Raw genomic sequence first — 19,090 nt, 5'->3', positions numbered from 1 at the left:
ACTATATAAGGAGATGAGATGAAAAAGATTACACTGCTTTCACTTACGGCTATCGTGATCCTGGCGACCTTCGGCTCTGCATATGCGGTACCACGGCTGCAGACCTACATCGTCGACTCGGAGTATGCCGAGAGGTACAGTTCGATCGACAGCAGATCGTGGATCACCCATTCGCAGGAATTCGACCTTAAGGTCGTAGGCTACTGGGGAGTTTCGGCTACGACCGAGTATGATATCGGCGGAGGATACGTTCCTTTTGTCACAAGCAGCGTACCTACCTACGATTATATGGACTGTTACCTGGCAATCAGCGTTCCCTGGAACGAATCGGGCACAGTCTGGATCAATGGCGTAGAGATAAACTCTTTCTACACATATGGAGCCTCTGTCCCTGTCGGCGCATTTCCTGACATATACCTCAGCACTTTACCCCCTGCCCTGTACGGAAAGTTCAACTTTCACAATATCGGCAGGATCGATAACGATCAGGCCAGTGCATGGCATTACGACCACGGCATCATCGGTGCAGCCGGATGGGGTGACGAGATATTGATGGACGTGGTAGTGAGCGGTTTCGACTGGGCTCACTTCGATGCGATCGGCGTCGACTCAAAGGGCAGGACCTACACCAACTCCTACTGCCATGACTCGAGTTACTTCGCGACTCCCGAACCTGGCACCCTGAGCCTGCTAGGGCTCGGGCTCATCGGAATAGCTCCTCTTCTGAGAAAGAAAAAGGTCGGTTGATCCCGGATAAAGACGATTTCAAGGCGGAGGTCCCTGCGACTTCCGCCTTTTTTTTGTGGCATCCCTTTTGCTGCTCATTCTCCTTGCCGAAACTAGTGAAAACCTTATAGTATCGCTGAATAACAACTTGCCGGAATGGAGGGGCATCTTGGGCCTTTCAGCCGAAACGCCAACAGACGGATCCCGGGTGATAAAGAAAGTATTGTTTCTCACCTGTGTGATACTGGCCATAGCATTGTACCTGCCTGTCATCAGAGGCCTCGCCAGCCAATGGATGTCGGATCCCAATTACAGGCACGGACTACTCATACCCCTGATATCAGGCCTCATCATCTGGCGTGACCGCGATTCCCTTTCAGGGTCATATAAAAATACCGGCAACCTCTACGGCCTGTTTCTGATCGTTATTGCCGCGGGCCTCCTGATAACGGGCACGGCTGCCTCCGAGCTCTTCACGACCAGGATATCGATTCCCTTGATGATTTTCGGGACCACCCTGTATCTACGCGGACGGGGATTTGCGGGAAAGATCGCTTTTCCGATCCTGTTCCTGCTGATGATGGTTCCCCTCCCCTATATCATATACTTCAAGATGACCTTCCCGATGCAGATACTCAGCGCGAGACTAAGCTCAGTCATCCTGCGCACGATCGGAGTAAGCGTCATACGGAAGGGTAACATCCTGATGCTTCCCGGTTATACACTGGAAGTAGTCGCCGCTTGCAGCGGACTCAGGTCATTGATGACGATGATCACCCTTTCGATGGTATTCGCGTACTTCTCGTCCCTTGGGAAAACAAAAAAAATAATTCTAGTCGCCTGTTCGGTCCCTGTAGCAATCGCAGCTAATATGATCAGGCTCGTCGTAACGGCTCTCGGCGCATACACCGTCGGGGCCGGATTTGCCGATGGTCCGCTCCATGAGATATCGGGACTGATCGTCTTCCTGGCAGGACTCCTCCTGCTTATGCTATGTGCCGGAGTGTTGAAATGGATAAAGTAAACAGATCTCGCCTTGTCGTTCTATCAGCAATACTGGCCGCGCTCACTATCTATACATATGTGCTCAGATACAGGGAAGCACCGACCACCGCACTTCCCGACCTCTCAGCCATCCCCCTGCAGACAATCGGCTATAGCGCTGTCGAAGAGTATATCGAACCGGAATCCCTTCGCCTCCTTGGCGCTGACACCACGCTGGCACGCTCCTATACGGGAGAAGAAGGGACCATCGAACTTTTCCTCGGATATTTTGCCAGGCAGCAGGAAAACTCGCAGATACATTCGCCGAAACATTGCTATCCAGGATCGGGATGGAATATAATTTCCGAAAGTGGAGTCATCATCGCTGTCGGCAGCAAAAAGAACCGTGCGAAAGAGTTGGTGATCACAGACGGCGGATCACGCCGACTTGTGATATACTGGTTCAGCATGAACGGCGAATTCATCCCGGATGAGTTCGCACTGAAATTTCACCAGATGAAAAGTGCATTGCTGTCGCGTTCCCAGGCGGCGGCATTTATCAGGTTTTCCACTCCCATCACTGAGGGATCGGAAGCAACCGCCAGGAAACGTCTTCTTCCATTCATGGAGGAGCTTTCTCCGGCGATCATGTCTGCGATCGGCGAAAAGTCCGGCTCGGAAAGGAAAGATGGTTAAATGGCAGGTTCCATGATACAGAACGACCCCGACTCGAGAGAAAGATTCAATTTTTCTGTCGGATTAAGGACAGCATCCAGAGCCTTCTTCACCTCGGTGACCCTTCTTCAGAATTTCAAGGTGATCCTGCCTGTCTTGCTGTATCTATTGCTGCAGATATTGCTCGTGGCAGCTTATGTCAACAGCCTTGCCGAGCCCTGGACCACATTCTGGGCCGCATTCGCGCAAGGGATAAGCAGCGAAGCTCTCGGCCATTTCCCGGGTCATCTGATCCTCATGCAACCAATATTGGGAAGGGTCGAGATCTTCCTCGACTCTTTCGTCCATATAATATTCCAGGCAGCGACAGTATCGCTGATCGCGTCGGCTTTCAGAAAAAAGGGCGCATCGATCGGCGCGAGTTTCAGACTCGCCGGCAGTCGCTATTTCAGGCTCGTCGGAATCTCCGTGATCAGTTCTGTTGCAGTCTTCGCCGCGATCAATATCGCAAGGTCCCTGTCCAGCGGATTCGATGGCCTGACGAGGATAGCGATCAGCGGATCGGGCGTAGTCGTGGCTCTTCTTATACAGGTGTTGTTCCTATACGCGATCACATTGATCATTTACAAGGATCAGCCGTTCTGGAAAGTCATTCCCGGTTCGGTCAGGTTTGCCCTGAGGTTTCCGATCCCTTCACTGCTTATTGTTCTGATTCCTTTTATAGTGACTATGCCAACGACATTTCTCAGCCTCAAATCTGAAATGATCGCTCTCCAGCTTGCTCCCGATTTCATGATCCACAGCAGGATCGCGTCCCTTGTAATGGAATCTATAGCCACCTACCTGATAACGGCCGGAGCGGTGATCTTCTATATCCACAGGACGACAGAAGTCCACGAATCCTCTTCCATGGAGGGAAAACGATGAAAATCCTGATACAGGGAATCTCGACAACGATTATTCTGGCGATGCTTTCTATCATGTGTGTTTCCTGCGGCGGAGACAGCGACCTTTACAATGCGGAGAAAGATCTGTTCAACGCGAGAAAATTGAATCGTGAACTTGTTGTAGCATCGATGAACAGGGAATTCCTCGACAGGACACTGGCCGCATACAACGGGATAGTGGAGAAATACGACCCTCAGCGTGGTGAAATAGAGGGTATGGAACTGATTGTCGTTTCGGCCCGGATGGAACTCGCCGAACTCGAATTCAGAGCCGGGATGATCGAGGAAGCCCGAGACGACTTCGCTGTTGTCGCCGACATGAAGGAAACGATAACAGAGGCGAGGGCCAATGCGATCTGGTCCGCCGGATACATATCGCTGGAGATGAACGACCATGCCTCTTCCCTGAAATTCTTCGAGATGTTCGTCTCTGAATACCTGACCCCCGACAAGGCTGAGGCTACGTTCCACATGAATAATCGCTACCTGGTCACACCTGTACGAATAGCTGGGATCCACTCGATGCTTGGTGCCGAGATAGAGTCGGGCCGGTGGCTCGGAAAAGCTGAAAAGATATTTAACAATCTGATCGCCTCATCCACAGACAGCCTTCTGGTCAGAGAGACGCGATACAACCTGCTGACTGCCCTCCTCCAGGGAAAAAGATGGAATGAGGCCCGAACGACGATTGCAGGAATGAAACGACTTTACAATAACCCTTCCGACATACCATCCCTGTTGTTTCTCGAATCCAGGACCGAGACAGAAGGCCTGGGCAGGCCCGAGCGTGCCATACCCTTACTTAAAGAAATCATCGATGAATATCCCGACTCACATCAGGCTCTTCCTGCCATGATCGATATCGCCGGCATCTATTTCAAACAGGGAGAATTGCGGAAGGCTGAAAACATTTACAACGAAATCGTCGAAGAACACAGCGGGGCCACAGCCCAGGCGGCTGAAGCTGCATGGCAGCTTGCCAGGATCGCCGAATCGGAAAACGACTGGATCAGCGCGGCGCTTCATTACAAGTTGACATACACTAACTATCCATCAACGATACAGGGCATGGAAGCTCCTCTCCGCATCGTGACCCATTTTCGCGAGCTGGGTGAAAGAGAAGCCACCAAAAGCGCCTTTGACAGAGCCATGGATCAATTCAAAAAACTCATCTCTGAACAGTACAACGAAGGAGTAAGAATACTGGCGGAAGAATATATCGTCCGCGCCTATTCAGAAGACGGCAAGTGGAATGAAGCTGCTGAACACCTCCTCGGCCTGCCTGAAAAATATCCCGATTATCACAAGTTCAGGGGCAACTACCTGCTGGCCGCATCGATTTTCGAGAATGAACTTGGCGACACGGAGAGGGCCACAGCGATCCTCGCCGAATGCATCGAAAGATATCCGGACACGGGAATAGATACCGAAGCAGAAAAACAGATAGAGAGGATAAGGAGCTCAAGATGATCAGACTCCCCTCGACCTTCTCCCTTGCTGCTTCGGGTATGCTCCTGCTGTCCGTGCTCACTGCGTCGGTCCGTGGCAGATTCAGCACTCAGAAAGTCTTCTACATCCTGTCTGCGCTGATGATGTCCTCGATAATGCTCGCCCAGGGCCTGTTGATCCGTTCATCTTCGCCCGATATCGCTCTTTCGGAATTCCGGATAATGATCGGCCTGATGATGATATTCCCGACCTTCGGCATTCCTTTTTTCTTCTTTTTCGCCAGAAGCATCGATCGGGAGTCGACCAGAAAACGAATGCCGGGGATCATAACCCTTGGCCTGCTTCTCGGATTGCTCGCGCTGTTTCTCCCGGCAAGGATGATCATTAAAGAGATCTCGTTTACAGAGGAGATGTTGTTCTGGAGCGTCACCATCACAGGAGCGGGCAAGACACTTGGGATGATCTTCATCATAGCCAACGTCTTTTTTCTTTATGGCATCGAAAACACTTACAGGACTGCCAACGTACCAGCCAAGGTGACGCTGAAATACCCGACACTCGGCATATTCACCGCATCCCTCATCAATCTGTTCGTAATCGGGAAGGCCCTGTCCCTTTCGATAGTCGACCTGCAGTCGATGGTCCTGGAGACCTGCGGCATGATGCTGGTCGCAGCATCTTTTCTCTATGCCGACCTGAGGTATCCGCTGTTTGATATCAGAACGAGGATGCGTTCGGAGAACTCTTCTGTTCTATCCGTGATAGTCGCCGGACTGTACATCCTGTCCATAGCCCTCGTCTATTACATTTCAGCGCTGGCTGGACTTTCATTCGACCGGTCTGGATTCTACGTGGCAGGGGTCTTTGCGATCTTCCTTTTGGCTGCTACGTTGATGTCAGGCAACGCGCGCAGGAGATTGCGACGATTCATGAACGACAACTTCCTGGTCGGAAGATACAACTACAGGAAGGAGTGGCGGCATTACGCCACGCTGATGGCCTCGAGCAGTTCGGTGAATGATCTTGCCTCGAACACGATCAGTTCCCTCTGCGAAACGGTAATGGTCAGAAAAGGCATTATCTGGTTTGACATCGAGAACGAACGACCTTCTACTTACGGTCTTACTTCGGACAACTGGAGCGAGGAAGAGGCCCGCTCCCTTTTCGAGAACCGACCGGACGGGGAGATGGTCATCCTCGGACGCCGAAACCATGAACTGAAAAGACTCCTGCAGCTTGAGGAAAACAACAGGCGAAGCGGCCTTGCGACCTGGGTCGAGGCGGTCGCCTTCCTCCGCCATGGCGAAGAATGCCGTGGCGTAATAGCCCTGGGACGCAAGGATATGGGAAGATCATACACTGAGGAAGACCGCGACTTTCTGACCAGTGTCTCGGACCAGGCCACTATAACACTGGAAAATCTCCTCATGGAGGAGAAGATACTCGAATCAAGCCAGATCGAATCATTCAACCGTTTCGCGTCGTTCGTGATCCACGACCTGAAAAACACGGTGGGGATGCTCTCTCTGACCGCCGAAAACGCAAAAGACAATATAGACGACAAGGAATTTCAGAAAGACACCATAGACACGATCAACCGGTCTGTGGATAAGATGCGTGCTCTGATCGACTCCCTGAACGCCCATAAATCACCCGGCACGATCGTCCGGAAGAAAACGGACATTTCATCCGTGATCCGCGGGAAACTATCGGCGATTTCGAATGTGGCACTCGCAAGAGACATAGAAATACGGTTCGACTGTCCCAAGGCCCAGATCGCGGAAATCGATCCTTCCGCACTTGAGCGTATCGTAGAGAATCTCGTTTTGAATTCCATAGAATCGACTCCACCCGGAGGTGAGATCGATCTCGACACCAGGGTGGACGACGAAGGTGTTCTCTTTATCGACGTGACCGACACCGGGCCCGGGTTCGATCCAGGCTACCTTGAAACCAGTCTTTTCAAGCCCTTCAGCAGCACGAAACAGAACGGCCTGGGAATCGGCCTCGTGCTGTGCCGTGGACTGGTGGAGGCTCACGGAGGAAAGATCAGCGCTGGCAATATCCCTGGAAACGGAGCCAGGGTTTCGGTTATACTCCCCCCGTCAAATGAGCCTGACCGGTTTGTTCCGGGAAACCGATGAAAGGAAATCCTGGTGACGAAACTCCTTATAGTAGATGATGAAGAAGCCATCCTCAAACAGCTCAAGTGGGCATACAAGAAGGAATATGAGATCCTTACCGCAGTGTCCGCCAAAGAAGCGGTAGAAACGGTAAGGACCGAAGCGCCGGCCTTGATGATCCTGGATCTTTCCCTCACACCAGGCTCCGGCATCCTGGAGGGGTTCCAGGTACTCAACGATTCGCTCGATATATCACCCGGGCTGAAGGTGATCGTCATCACCGGGCATGACGACCGTGAAAACGCACTGAAGGCTCTCGAAGCCGGAGCTGTGGACTTCTACTCGAAACCGGTGGAGATCGAGGAACTCCGGATAATACTTAACAGGGCTGCATATATACATTCCCTCGAAACCGAGCTGGCCGGGCTGACAAAAAGCCTCAAGCCGGGTGGTGATTTCGAAGGAATCATCGCGATGTCTCCATCGATGCTGGAGGTGTTTGAAACTGTCAGAAAAGTCGCCACGACCGACGTATCGGTCCTGATCACCGGGGAAAGCGGCACAGGAAAAGAATTGATCGCCAGAGCCATTCACCACCGATCCAGTAGAAAAGGCAAGCCATTCATCCCTATCAACTGCGGTGCCATACCGGAAAACCTGCTCGAAAGCGAACTGTTCGGACACGAAAAGGGCAGTTTTACCGGCGCCGATTCGTCCAGGCCTGGCAAGTTCGAAATAGCGAACGGCGGCACCCTTTTTCTGGACGAGATCGGAGAGCTTCCTCTTGCACTCCAGGTCAAGATACTGAGATTTCTCCAGGATCAGGTCATAGAGCGGGTCGGCGGCCAGCAGCCCATTCAGGTAGACGTGCGTGTAGTTGCAGCCACGAACAGGGATCTGGCCGATATGATCGAGGAAAGGACCTTCAGGGAAGACCTTTTCTACAGGATAAACACTATCGCGGTCTCTCTTCCCCCGTTGAAAGAGAGAGATGACGATATTCTGCTTCTCGCCATGAGGTTTCTGTACCAGTATCGCAACGAATTTTCGAAAAACGTCAGGGGGTTCAGCCAGGCCGCACAGATGAATCTGTATAAGTACCCATGGCCGGGAAATGTTCGTGAACTTGAGAACAGGGTCAAACGGGCGGTCATAATGTCTACCGGCAAGATCATTCAACCGGCCGATCTCGATCTCCCGGTAACCGGAGATGTCAGGGATGAGGAAATCAGAATTCCGGGGAGCCCTGACCTGATCTGTACCGATAAACTTGTATCCTTGAAAGAGGCGAGGGATGACACCGAGGAAAGGCTGATTCTGAACACGCTTCTCAGATGCGCAGGTAATGTTTCGGCGGCCTCACAGGAACTCGATATCAGCCGACCCACCCTTCATGATCTGATGAACAAGCACAATATCGACCCGGCGGAATTCAGGCCTCCTGCAAAGAAAAAATAATCCCCGGGTCCGTTGCCACCCCTGTCCTCACGGAGTCCCACTCCACTCAATCGTGCTTTTTACGACGCCATCGAGGTATTCCATGATCATCTCTACCGACCGCGGAGGACTAATCTCCCACCGATCCTTATCTGTTTCCCGAACTTCTTTTGATCTTCATGACCTGTGCCGAATCATATCCCGATGATCCTTATTGTTCCCCTTAATTCCCTGAGCTTGCACGATATCCTTCCTGAACGGCCGCTTCCACGTACACCCCCAAGGTGGAACGAACCAGCCCCGACACTCAATGGTACGGAAATTGCGAAACTCCGCGTGGATCAACTATCCGGTCCGATCCTTCACTTTGAGAAAGGTCCGATAATGAAAATAAACAACATACGTTCCGGTTCGACCGGAACAAAACCAAGAAAATACTCTACGAAAACAGGCAGGAATAACTGTTCAAAACATAAGAACGGCCGCGCCGGCATCACGATCACCAATGGATGTTTCTCCGGTCTTGAGATCCCTCTGAAGAAAGACACTACCGTTCTAGGAAGCGATATATCGTGTGATGTCTGTCTCGACCACTCGTTCGTTTCCGATCAACACGCTACGATTACAAAGAGCGATAACTACTACGTCCTGGAGGACCTTAACAGCAGGCATGGGACGTCCATAAACGGAAACGAAGTCCACAAGACCAAACTTAAGAAAGGTGATCTGATCGGTATCGGTAATTTCGAACTGCGATTTCGGAACTGATTCGGCTCGCGTCCAGGTAATTTATATTTATTCAACCTTTCGTTTCTGCTAGATTCAACCCCAGGTAAAATCTTGTGGGGAACCCCCCCCGAGTTCAGTAATTAGCGGCATGTATTGCTGCCGATCACAGTACGCAGACTCTACAAAAGGGATCGACCCGGAAAGGACAGACCACAAGTGGAGAACCAACCTGAATTAAAGACCGGAGCAGGCTCTTTCCCCCGCTCCTTCTGGGTAGCGAACGTGATGGTGCTCTTCGAAAGGGGAGCATATTACGGATTGAACGCCCTTCTGGCCATCTATCTCTCCGAACATGTCCGCAACGGCGGGCTGGGCTTTACCGCAGACATGGTCGGACTCCTGCAGAGTTTCGTCTACGCATTGACTTACATCGTACCGATCCTTGGCGGCGCCCTTGCGGACAGGTACGGGTACAGAAAGATGCTTCTCGTAGCCTTCTCTCTGCTATCCGCGGGTTACTTCATGTCGGGACAGGTTTCCAGTTATGGCGTGATATTCGTCACACTGCTCGTAATGGCCACAGGCTCGGGCCTGTTTAAACCGATAATCTCCGGTACAATCGCGAGAACGACAAACGAAAAGAATTCGGGATTCGGGTTCGGAGTCTATTACTGGATGATCAACCTCGGCGCTCTCGTAGCACCCCTCGTGGCCGGATATATAAGGGATACCCTTTCCTGGAGCTGGGTGTTCACGATCAGTTCGATTTACTGCGCTCTGATGCTTCTGCCGACCATCTTCATATACAGGGATCCGCCGAAACCGAAGAATCGGAAGAGCTTTGCTGAAGTGCTCTCGGGGGCCCTCACTGTACTCTCGGATGCCCGCTTCATGCTTCTCATCTTCGTCTATTCCTGTTTCTGGATCCTCTATTTTCAGAACTTCGGATCGGTACTCTGGTATCTCCGGGACTTCATCGACCCGGCGCCGATAAACAATTTCTTTGCCGGTATGGGGATGAACTTCAAACTCGGCCCCGAGCACGTCACGGTGATAAACGCGGGTACGATAGTGATCCTTCAGATCTTTGTGAATATGATCGTAAAAAACTTCAAGCCTCTGCCGTCGATGGTAGGCGGTATCCTGATCGGGTCGGCCGGGTTCCTCTTTCTCGCGTTTTCACAGCATGCCTGGATCTTCATCCTCGGAATCGCGATATTCTCGATCGGAGAGATGACCTGTCATCCGAAGTACTACAGCTATATCGGCCTGGTAGCCCCGCAGGACAAAAAGGCTACCTATATGGGATATGCTTTTCTATATGGAGTAATAGGTTCTCTCGTCGGCTCGAATGTCGGTGGTGAGATGTATCACTCGATCCTTGCTCCTCTTGTAGGCAAACCTGACGTCTCCACTACATTGCGGAATTTCTGGCTTGTATTCGCCGCTCTCGGAGTGGTGACGATGTTCGCCCTGATCATTTACAACAAACTGTTCGGGGAAGACACAGAAGAGACCCGCAACAAGGCCAGAAAAGTCATGTTCTTCATCTACGGTCTTTTAGTATTCATTTCAGGCGGCATGGTCATTTTCGTTAATGCAACCAGTGGCGGCATTCCTCCCAAGACCTGGATACAGTCTGCGATTATGCTCTTGATCGGTATGGGAGGACTCTACACTCTCAAGAAGAGCAACAAAGTAGCCGAAAATTGAGAGGACACGCATTGATAGTCAAAAATAGATATGTCGTCGCCCTTGCTGCATTGATTGCTTTCCTGCCCTCCTGCACAGGCGGGGGCGGTGGTACCGTCGAAGTCCTGGAAGACCCGGTCTACGGTTTTTATCTGGGCGAGAAATCCGGCGATCTTTTCGAACGGGTCCGAAACAAGACTTCGTGGAACAAAACAGAAAACCCCAGGACCGGCTACAGGGGTAAAATGTACGAGTTCTCAAGAGCTGCCGACGGTTCCAGGGAAATATCCCACCTCAGACTGACCTTCGTCGATGACATGTTGATGGAAGTCATTGCCTATATGAAGAGTACAAACGTCACAAAGCTGAATCTTCTGAAGCACAGGATAGAGGAAGACTACGGAGTGAACCCAACCTCACCGGATGGCACGACCGAGATGGCATACAAGACCTACCGGTTCAAGGTGACGGATATGTCGATCACACTCAGAAGAATAACGAAAAACCCTGAAACCGAATTGTATATCCAGTATATGCATAACGAGCTTCACCAAAGAATAAAATAGCCAGGCCCCGGAGAGGGCGGCAACCGCTCTCTCCGGAACACAGCAACAGATCATTATTTCGACACACCCTTTGATTCCATGTTTTCATTTTCTACTACTGGGCCTGCGGCCTCTCCCTCGCCCTGAAATCCTTTATAGCCTCTCTCAGCGCCTGCTCGCCGAGCAGTGAACAATGCCTTTTTTCATCGCTCAGGCCTCCAACGGAATCTTCGATGTCTGTTGCCGATATATTCATCGCTTCCTCCAGGCTCCTGCCTTTTGCCAGCTCTGTCATCGAACTCGATGTTACTATAGCCGACGAGCAGCCACGGCACTGAAACCTGATATCCTCGATGCTCCCATCCGAGACTCTGATAGTAACCAGGAGCCAGTCGCCACAGTCAGGGTCGCCACCCATACCCATGCCATCGGGATCTTCTATCGTCCCCACATTACGGGGATCCATGAAGTGGTCGAAAAATCTTGAATCGACAAAATCCATACCTGTCCTCACACCATCCTGCCTGTATCCCTGTCATGCGGTCGCCCAGAAATCGATTCGATTTCTACCAGCCAAGAGAGCAACCATCTTTCCTCGATTCCGTGCCACCGATCAACACGTCATTAACGTGATCGTACCATATCCCCTGATACCCTCCAAACCCGCCGTTCTCCTTCACCAGGAGATGGCCCATGTCGGTAAGCGTCCTCAGGATCTCAAGATCGAATCCCGATTCGAAGGCCACCTTTCCACCATCGGTCATCACGCTCCCTGTCGGCTGGGAGGATCCGTAATGCCTTACTCTCGGGGCATCGCCCGCTTCCTGGATACCCATCCCGAAATCGATGATATTGCAGAGGACCTGCACATGTCCCTGTGGTTGCATCGACCCACCCATCACACCGAACGCGAAGACCGGCCTGCCGTCTTTTGTGACCATGGCGGGGATTATAGTATGAAACGGTCTTTTATGGGGCTGAAGAGAGTTGGGATGTTCCGGATCGAGATTGAACAGTGCGCCCCTGTCCTGGAGGCAGAAACCCAATCCATCCGGCACCGGCCCCGATCCGAAACCGGCATAATTGCTCTGGATAAGCGACACGAAGTTCCTCTCGCTGTCTGCCACGACCAGGTAGGTCGTCTCTCCACTCTCCAGCATGGGGTCCCCGTGCGATACCTCTCTTAGCGCTCTTCCCGAATCGATCAACTTCATCCGCTGCCTCGCGTATTCCTTCGAGACAAGGCCTTCGACCGGAATATCGATGAAGTCGGGATCGGCATAGAACCTCGCTCTATCCTCAAACGCAAGTTTCTTCGCTTCCACAAGATAATGAATATACTCAGTACTTCCGAATCCCATCGATGCTATATCGTAATTCTCAAGGATGTTGAGCATCTGCAGGGCTGCTATTCCCTGCCCGTTTGGAGGCAGTTCCCAGACCTCGTACCCCCTGTAGTCGACACCGACCGGTTCGACCCACGTAGAAGAATGGTCCTCCAGATCTTTCAATCTTAAATATCCGTCGTTCGCGTCACAGAACCTGTCGATCTCCCTTGCGATGGACCCCCGGTAGAATTCGTCCCTGCCCTTTGCCGCGAGCCTGCGATAAGTCTCTGCCAGATCGGGATTGCGAAAGATCTCTCCCTTACGAGGCGCCCTGCCCTCAGGCATGTAAGTGGCGGAAAAATTAGGCTCATCCCGAAGCCGCCTGCAACCGAGCTCCCAGTAATGCGCTATCACTTCCGTCACGGGGAATCCTTCTTCCGCGTATTTGATCGCGGGAGCCAGGATCTCCTTCATCGGCATCGATCCGAATCTCCCATGGAGTTCGAACCAGCCATCCACACATCCCGGCACCGTCTGCGGTAGCATCCCGGTGTAAGGGATCGCCTCTACACCAGCCTCTCTGACCTTATCAATATCGAGAAGATATGGACTCCTGCCGCTGGCATTCAAACCATAGAGCTTTTTCGATTTTGCGTCCCAGACGATCGCGAAAAGATCACCACCGATTCCATTTGATACCGGCTCCATCAGTCCCAGAGCCGCGTTAACAGCTATAGCGGCATCTATTGCGTTTCCACCCTTTTTCAGGATATCCAGCCCTATCTGTGCGGCAAGGGGCTGCGCGGCGCAAACCATGCCATGTCTGCCGACGACCTCGGATCGCGAAACCTTCATATCACCGACAGGCCGGTCATATGCTTCGGCTTCTTCCGGCAGCAATACCGCCATAAGCATGGGAATAATCAACGGCAGAGCCAGAATGGCAATCACATGCCTGAGATATTCCGTCATTTCAGTCTCCATTCTCTTTTCCCTCTAGAGGACTTTATAAGCCCATTTCCATAACCAGCCCCGTGCGACAGTCCTCACTCGGGCTCTGTCCCGATCCACCTGTCGAGCCACGAGTGAAACTCTTTGTACCAGAATATCGAGTTCTGCGGAGTAAGTACCCAGTGATTCTCGTCCGGAAAATATATAAACCGCGCGGGGACACCCTTTGCCTTGAGCATACCGTAAGCTTCAAGACCGTTACCGACCGGAACCCTGTAGTCCTTCTCACCATGGATCACGAGAGTGGGCGTTACATAGTCTTTCATATTGTGAGCCGGACTCCACCTGATCACATCCTCGAGATCATCCCAGGGAGTGCCACCATAGCCCCGGGACCGTCCGGATGTGATATCCGAACCGAACTGGGCACAGAGATCGAAGACACCGGCATGATTGATCAGACAGGCGAACCTGTCCGTCTGCGTACCGATCCAGCTTGCAAGGTATCCCCCATAACTTCCGCCCGCTACTGCCATGCGGTCCTCTGCCACAAAACCCTTCGCGACCAGGTAGTCGACCGCTTTCATCACATCGATATACGGCTTCCGGCCGTTCTCTCCGGTTATAGCATCGGTAAAATCCTGCCCGAAACTCGACGAACCGTGAAAGTTCACCATCGCCGTCACATAGCCCGGCGCCGCGAAGACCTGCGTGTTCCACCTGGGGTGGAATATGTCACCGAAGGTGCCATGAGGGCCCCCATGCACAAGAACAAGGAGAGGGTACTTCATCTCCGGATCGAATCCCGGTGGATAGAGGATGAACATCTGTACATCTTCACCCTCGGCCCCGGTGAAGGTGACGTCCTCTACAACACCCATCTCAATACGTGCCAGGATATCATTGTTGAAGGAAGTGATCCTTTCAAACGAACCACCATTTCTGTCCACGACACAAACGGTATTCGGCTCGATACTGCTCTGGTGAAGGAATATGAGGCCACCGCCAGGAACTACATCGACCGACCTGTTCGCGCCACCACGATAGACCTCTCTTACTTCTCCTCCGCCCATTCCAATTGTAAAGATCGATACCATCGCCCTGTCTTCGGCGCTGAAATATATGTTTTTACTTTTCGGATCGGCCACCCAACCTGAAGGTGAACGATCGAACGATTCCGTAAGTACTTTCTTGCCGTCAGTCCGCCTGTTGTATCTGACAAGCCGCACCCTGTCACCATAGAACCCGAGTATCTGCTGCTTTCCGTACAGGATATATTTCCCGTCAGGCGTGTAGTATGGAGCAAAATCATCAGCAGGATTATCGGCCGTCAGGTTCCTGACCTTTCCTGGTGATGAAACGTCGAGAAGATAAATGTCTGTCTCAAGCTTATCGTAGGGAGATCCTTCTCTGAAAGCTGTAAAAGCGATCTCCCCGCCATCTGGCGCTATATCATACTCGATCCCACCGGAATTCCTCGTATACTTGTCCCACCCCGGCATCAGATCGGTGATTTCCCCTGTATCAAGATCTATCACGTATAGATGACTGACATACCCGTCTGTCAGCCAATGGTCCCAGTAGCGGTAATATCTATCCTCAGTGACCTTCGCTGTCACCTTGCTCTTATCTCTTTTCTTCAATTCCTCTCTCAACGCGTCCCGGTCATCTCCGAGTCCGGGCAGAGTCTTCGAAGAAAAGACGATCCTCCTGCCGCAGGGAAGCCAGCGAGGGTCCGAAACGCCGAGAGGCATATCGGTAAATTCGATGGCCTCTCCGCCTTTCATCGATATGACCTGAAGCTGAGATTTTTCTCCATCACGTCTCGAGATAAAGGCCAGGCGCGTTCCGTCAGGACTCCAGGCTGGCGAACTCTCCGTCGTGTTCCCTGTTGTAAAACGGCGAAAACCCGATCCGTCAGTATTTACCAGCCATATGTCACCTTGCCCGCTGTTTTCGTCTATATCGTACTCCATGACCGTTATGGCGGCAAGCCTTCCATCCGGGGACAATCTCAGCGAACCCACCCGCTTCATCATCCACAGGTCGGTCGCCGTGATGGGCATTCTCCCCCGTCCTGTATCGATTCCCGTGTCCTCGTCTGCAGCAAGTCCTGTCGGCTGGAAACCGGCCGACACAAAGAGGACACTGGCAAAAACAATGATTCTGAATATTGTCGAAGAGCTGTTCAATTTGACCTCCTGAATGCTGTGATAGATCGATCTATGAGGTCAGATTACTCTTCCCGACGTACACTGTCAATCCCAGCTTGGTCAGCTCGTGAACAGCCTGGTTTTTCGAATGTGACAATTGGTATGTTCGTATACCGATGGAAACAGGATCAGACTTTTTCCGTAAGTCCCAGACCGGACAGAAAACGTTCGAACTCTGTTTCTATCTTCTCCAGTACAAGTGGAACGATCGACAGATCGGAAGACTTTGCGGCTTTCTCGATCTGAAACGCGAGCCCCTGGATCACGCCCTCACCGATAGTCCCCGACGCGCCCTTGAGTGTATGCGCCTCTATGCGTACAGCCGGATCGTCGCCCGCTACCATCCCTTCGCGCATGGCATCTATCTGCCGCCTGGTGTCTTCTGTGTAGATCTGAATCAGACTCTCGAAAAGCTCTTCACTGCCATCTATCTTTTCCAGGAATTCCTCGCGGCTGAAAGGCTGTCCGACTTCCTCCTGAGGGCCTGAAACGGCCTCGGGCTGAACTTCGGTTAAATCGACACTCCATTTTTCCAGGATTTCCCTGAGTTTTTCAATATCGATCGGTTTTGCGATATAGTCATCCATCCCGTATTCGATGCATTTTTCCCTGTCACCGTCCATAGCATTGGCCGTCATTGCGATCACCGGGATTGCTGGGTCGAGGACCGGCGTCTCTCCACTTCTTATCATCTCCGTTGCTATATAGCCGTCCATGACCGGCATCATGCAATCCATAAGGACCAGGTCATAGACTTTTTCTGCCAAAGCATCGAGGGCCTCTTGTCCATTTGTGACAACATCGGCCGAATATCCGATTTTCTCGAGAAATTTCACAGCGACCATCTGGTTGACAAGGTTGTCGTCAGCAAGCAGTATCTTTACGTCTTTCACATCCTCTATGCTCCGCTCCGACCTTCCAGTAGCCGGGATCTCAGATTTTTCAGCGCTTTCAGTCACTGAATCCTCGACCTCGCCTTTAATCACATCGATGGCTTCAAGACATTCAAACAGGCTTCTTTCACTTATCGGCCTCGAAAGATAGTAAGGATGCTCCTCCTCGCTGATATTCCTGAGAGCCTCCGTCCTGGACGGAGGAAATATCAATATGATATTCGTATTGTTCTGCTGGGAAATATCCATAATAAACCTGGCGGGGTCCTTTTCGAGATCGAGATAGAGATGAGCATCGATCAGGACTATGTCTACAGATCCACCGGCAGAGATAACGTCTCTTGCGATCCTGTCCGCTTTTTCCAGGTCTTCGGCTTCCTCAAGTGTACATCCTCTGCTTTCGAGGAGCATCCTGATCCATCCGCGAACTGTAGAGTTTTCATTCACCACCAGCACTTTCATCGGCCGGATCGTTTTTCGTTTCCGGGCCGATTCGGTTACTGCCGTCTCGTCATATTCGAACGAAGCGGTAAAAGTGAATTCCGATCCATCTCCTTCGACACTCCTCGCCGATATTTCCCCACCCATCATTTTTACAAGCTGCTTTGAGATCGACAGGCCCAACCCTGTTCCCCCGAACTGTTTCGTAGTACTCGCGTCGACCTGGGTGAACACTTCGAACAAGGTGTCGAGTTTGTCGGCAGGAATCCCGATGCCGGTGTCGGTCACCACGAATTTTAACATCCGGCCATCCGCACATCCGGTCGATTCGATTCTCAGTACAACTTCTCCCTTATGTGTAAACTTTATCGAGTTATTGATCAGATTGATTATGACCTGGCGCATCCGTTCCGCGTCGCCCCTGATCCGATAAGGGACTTCATTATCGATGATGCTGACGTATTCAAGACCCTTCTCGTGAGCCCTCAACCCCATCATCTCCCCGATATCGTCAATCACACTCCTTAGATCAAATGATTCGTTCTCAAGCTCGAAATTGCCCGATTCCATCCTGGAAAAATCGAGCACATCATTGATTATCATCAGAAGAGCTTCGGCACTCTGGCTTATCGTCTCGGCAAACTCCCTCTGATCCGGATCCAGCTCCGTATCGAGCAGAAGTGTAGTCATACCCATGACACCGTTCATCGGCGTCCTGATCTCGTGACTCATATTCGCCAGAAAATAACTTTTCGCGATATCGGCTTTCCGGGTTTCGATTTCAAGAAAAGCTGCTTTCCTGAGCGCATTGTCACGATCGATTTTTATCTTTTCAATCATCGCCTTCGAACGTTCGACCTCACCCAGGGCTTTGTCCCGCTCCTCTACAACGGATCCGTATTCCTCGGCTGTGACCGTTCTATTCGGCTGCTCTGGCATTCTTTCTCCATCTGCCGACCTTCCGGCCGTGTTGGCTCGGTATAAACTCATCTGCCATTTAAGGTTATCGTCTATTTACCAGGATTCTTTATATAAAATGAGGCGGGTGAAACAATCTGCCCCGGATATATGAAAAAAGGGCGCCACGCTTTCGCGCGACGCCCCGCAATCGAATTCCCGATGAGCATCCTACCGTATATTTATCGGCTCCATAACCGCGTTCCCGGAACCCACAACCATGTTCCAGGTCTGCGACAGATCGTCCCTGATATACCTGTAGACGACATACTGGGCAACGGCCGAGAAATTCCCGCCGACCAGTTCCTCGAAAAACCCCTTCTTAACAGGATAATGGGCTATCGTCACATTATCTTCAGCGGGTATCTCTGCCAGTTCTTTTGCTACCTCGATCGCCCGGTAGAAACCTCCGACCTCATCGATCAGACCGTTCTCCAACGCCTGTCTGCCGAAATATACTCTTCCGTGAGCCAGTTTCTCGGCCTCCTCGAAAGTCATTCCCCTGTGTTCCGATACGTCCCTGAGCCAGTTATTGAACCCCTCCCAGTGATCGTCGGTGAACAGCTTCCATTCTTCAGCCGTAAAATCCCTGTATGGAGAATAGAAGAGGGCGTTCGGCCCCTTCGTTACAAAATCATGTGATATCCCGATCTTGTCATGCAATCCCGCGATATTCATCTTTCCGCTTATCGATCCGATCGACCCGGTAATAGTCAACTTGTCCGCAAGTATCTTTGTCGCGCGATAAGCTATATGGTAACCGCCCGAAGCAGCGACATCGACCATCGAGACGACGACTGGCTTCTCCTTAACGGTAATCTCCACCTGGTGCCCCATCAGGTCGCTGGCGAGGCTCTCTCCACCACCACTATTCACTCTGAATACGATGGCTGCCACATCATCGTCCTTCAAGGCTTTTTTAAATTCAGCCACGATCGACTCATGTCCCATCATCAGGCCGAGCATAGGATCGACCCTGTTCTTCCTGCCACCTATATAG

General features: G+C 51.7%; 15 protein-coding genes. 10 read left to right on the top strand and 5 right to left on the bottom strand.

Features of this window, described 5'->3' with window-relative positions; all coding sequences use genetic code 11:
* Positions 1-18: 18 nt before the first annotated feature.
* From KOO63_00535 to KOO63_00490, 10 genes are all read left to right on the top strand, one after another.
* Positions 19-747: a choice-of-anchor N protein gene (locus KOO63_00535; protein MBU8920323.1), complete on the top strand. Its 729-nt coding sequence runs from the start codon at positions 19-21 to the stop codon at positions 745-747.
* A 148-nt stretch (positions 748-895) separates the two neighbouring features.
* Complete coding sequence (locus KOO63_00530) at positions 896-1,750, top strand: exosortase/archaeosortase family protein (GenBank protein MBU8920322.1); 855 nt, start codon at positions 896-898, stop codon at positions 1,748-1,750.
* A complete protein-coding gene (locus KOO63_00525) occupies positions 1,738-2,406 on the top strand; it encodes an EpsI family protein (GenBank protein ID MBU8920321.1) in 669 nt (222 codons plus the stop codon). The genes KOO63_00530 and KOO63_00525 overlap by 13 nt, the downstream gene beginning before the upstream one ends.
* On the top strand, positions 2,407-3,312 hold the full coding sequence (locus tag KOO63_00520) for a hypothetical protein (protein MBU8920320.1): 906 nt from the start codon (positions 2,407-2,409) through the stop codon (positions 3,310-3,312).
* Positions 3,309-4,802 (top strand): tetratricopeptide repeat protein, encoded by a 1,494-nt coding sequence (locus tag KOO63_00515; GenBank protein ID MBU8920319.1) that lies wholly within the window; start codon positions 3,309-3,311, stop codon positions 4,800-4,802. The genes KOO63_00520 and KOO63_00515 overlap by 4 nt, the downstream gene beginning before the upstream one ends.
* Complete coding sequence (gene prsK, locus KOO63_00510) at positions 4,799-6,925, top strand: PEP-CTERM system histidine kinase PrsK (GenBank protein ID MBU8920318.1); 2,127 nt, start codon at positions 4,799-4,801, stop codon at positions 6,923-6,925. The genes KOO63_00515 and prsK overlap by 4 nt, the downstream gene beginning before the upstream one ends.
* A gap of 12 nt (positions 6,926-6,937) precedes the next feature.
* A complete protein-coding gene (gene prsR, locus KOO63_00505; protein MBU8920317.1) occupies positions 6,938-8,362 on the top strand; it encodes a PEP-CTERM-box response regulator transcription factor in 1,425 nt (474 codons plus the stop codon).
* A gap of 363 nt (positions 8,363-8,725) precedes the next feature.
* Entirely contained in the window at positions 8,726-9,109 is a 384-nt protein-coding gene (locus KOO63_00500) for an FHA domain-containing protein (GenBank protein MBU8920316.1), read from the top strand.
* Positions 9,110-9,286: 177 nt separating this feature from the next.
* Positions 9,287-10,783, top strand: a complete 1,497-nt coding sequence (locus KOO63_00495; GenBank protein ID MBU8920315.1) for an MFS transporter — start codon at positions 9,287-9,289, stop codon at positions 10,781-10,783.
* Positions 10,784-10,794: 11 nt separating this feature from the next.
* On the top strand, positions 10,795-11,328 hold the full coding sequence (locus KOO63_00490; protein MBU8920314.1) for a hypothetical protein: 534 nt from the start codon (positions 10,795-10,797) through the stop codon (positions 11,326-11,328).
* Positions 11,329-11,422: 94 nt separating this feature from the next.
* Here KOO63_00490 and KOO63_00485 read toward each other — a convergent pair whose 3' ends face one another.
* The 5 genes from KOO63_00485 to KOO63_00465 form a co-directional block, all read right to left on the bottom strand.
* Positions 11,423-11,821 carry an iron-sulfur cluster assembly scaffold protein gene (locus tag KOO63_00485; GenBank protein MBU8920313.1) on the bottom strand — a complete coding sequence of 133 codons (399 nt, stop codon included), beginning with the start codon at positions 11,819-11,821 and terminating at the stop codon, positions 11,423-11,425.
* 52 nt (positions 11,822-11,873) lie between these two features.
* Positions 11,874-13,619, bottom strand: a complete 1,746-nt coding sequence (ggt, locus tag KOO63_00480) for a gamma-glutamyltransferase (GenBank protein ID MBU8920312.1) — start codon at positions 13,617-13,619, stop codon at positions 11,874-11,876.
* A 62-nt stretch (positions 13,620-13,681) separates the two neighbouring features.
* Complete coding sequence (locus KOO63_00475) at positions 13,682-15,778, bottom strand: S9 family peptidase (protein MBU8920311.1); 2,097 nt, start codon at positions 15,776-15,778, stop codon at positions 13,682-13,684.
* Positions 15,779-15,927: 149 nt separating this feature from the next.
* On the bottom strand, positions 15,928-18,072 hold the full coding sequence (locus KOO63_00470; protein MBU8920310.1) for a response regulator: 2,145 nt from the start codon (positions 18,070-18,072) through the stop codon (positions 15,928-15,930).
* Positions 18,073-18,261: 189 nt separating this feature from the next.
* Positions 18,262-19,090: S49 family peptidase (locus KOO63_00465; GenBank protein ID MBU8920309.1), on the bottom strand; the 829-nt coding region annotated here is incomplete at its 5' end.

The organism is Candidatus Latescibacterota bacterium (assembly GCA_019038625.1).
Taxonomy (GTDB): domain Bacteria; phylum Krumholzibacteriota; class Krumholzibacteriia; order Krumholzibacteriales; family Krumholzibacteriaceae; genus JAGLYV01.
The sequence above is the reverse complement of the archived record's forward strand: the minus strand, read 5'-3'. Positions and strand labels throughout refer to the sequence as shown.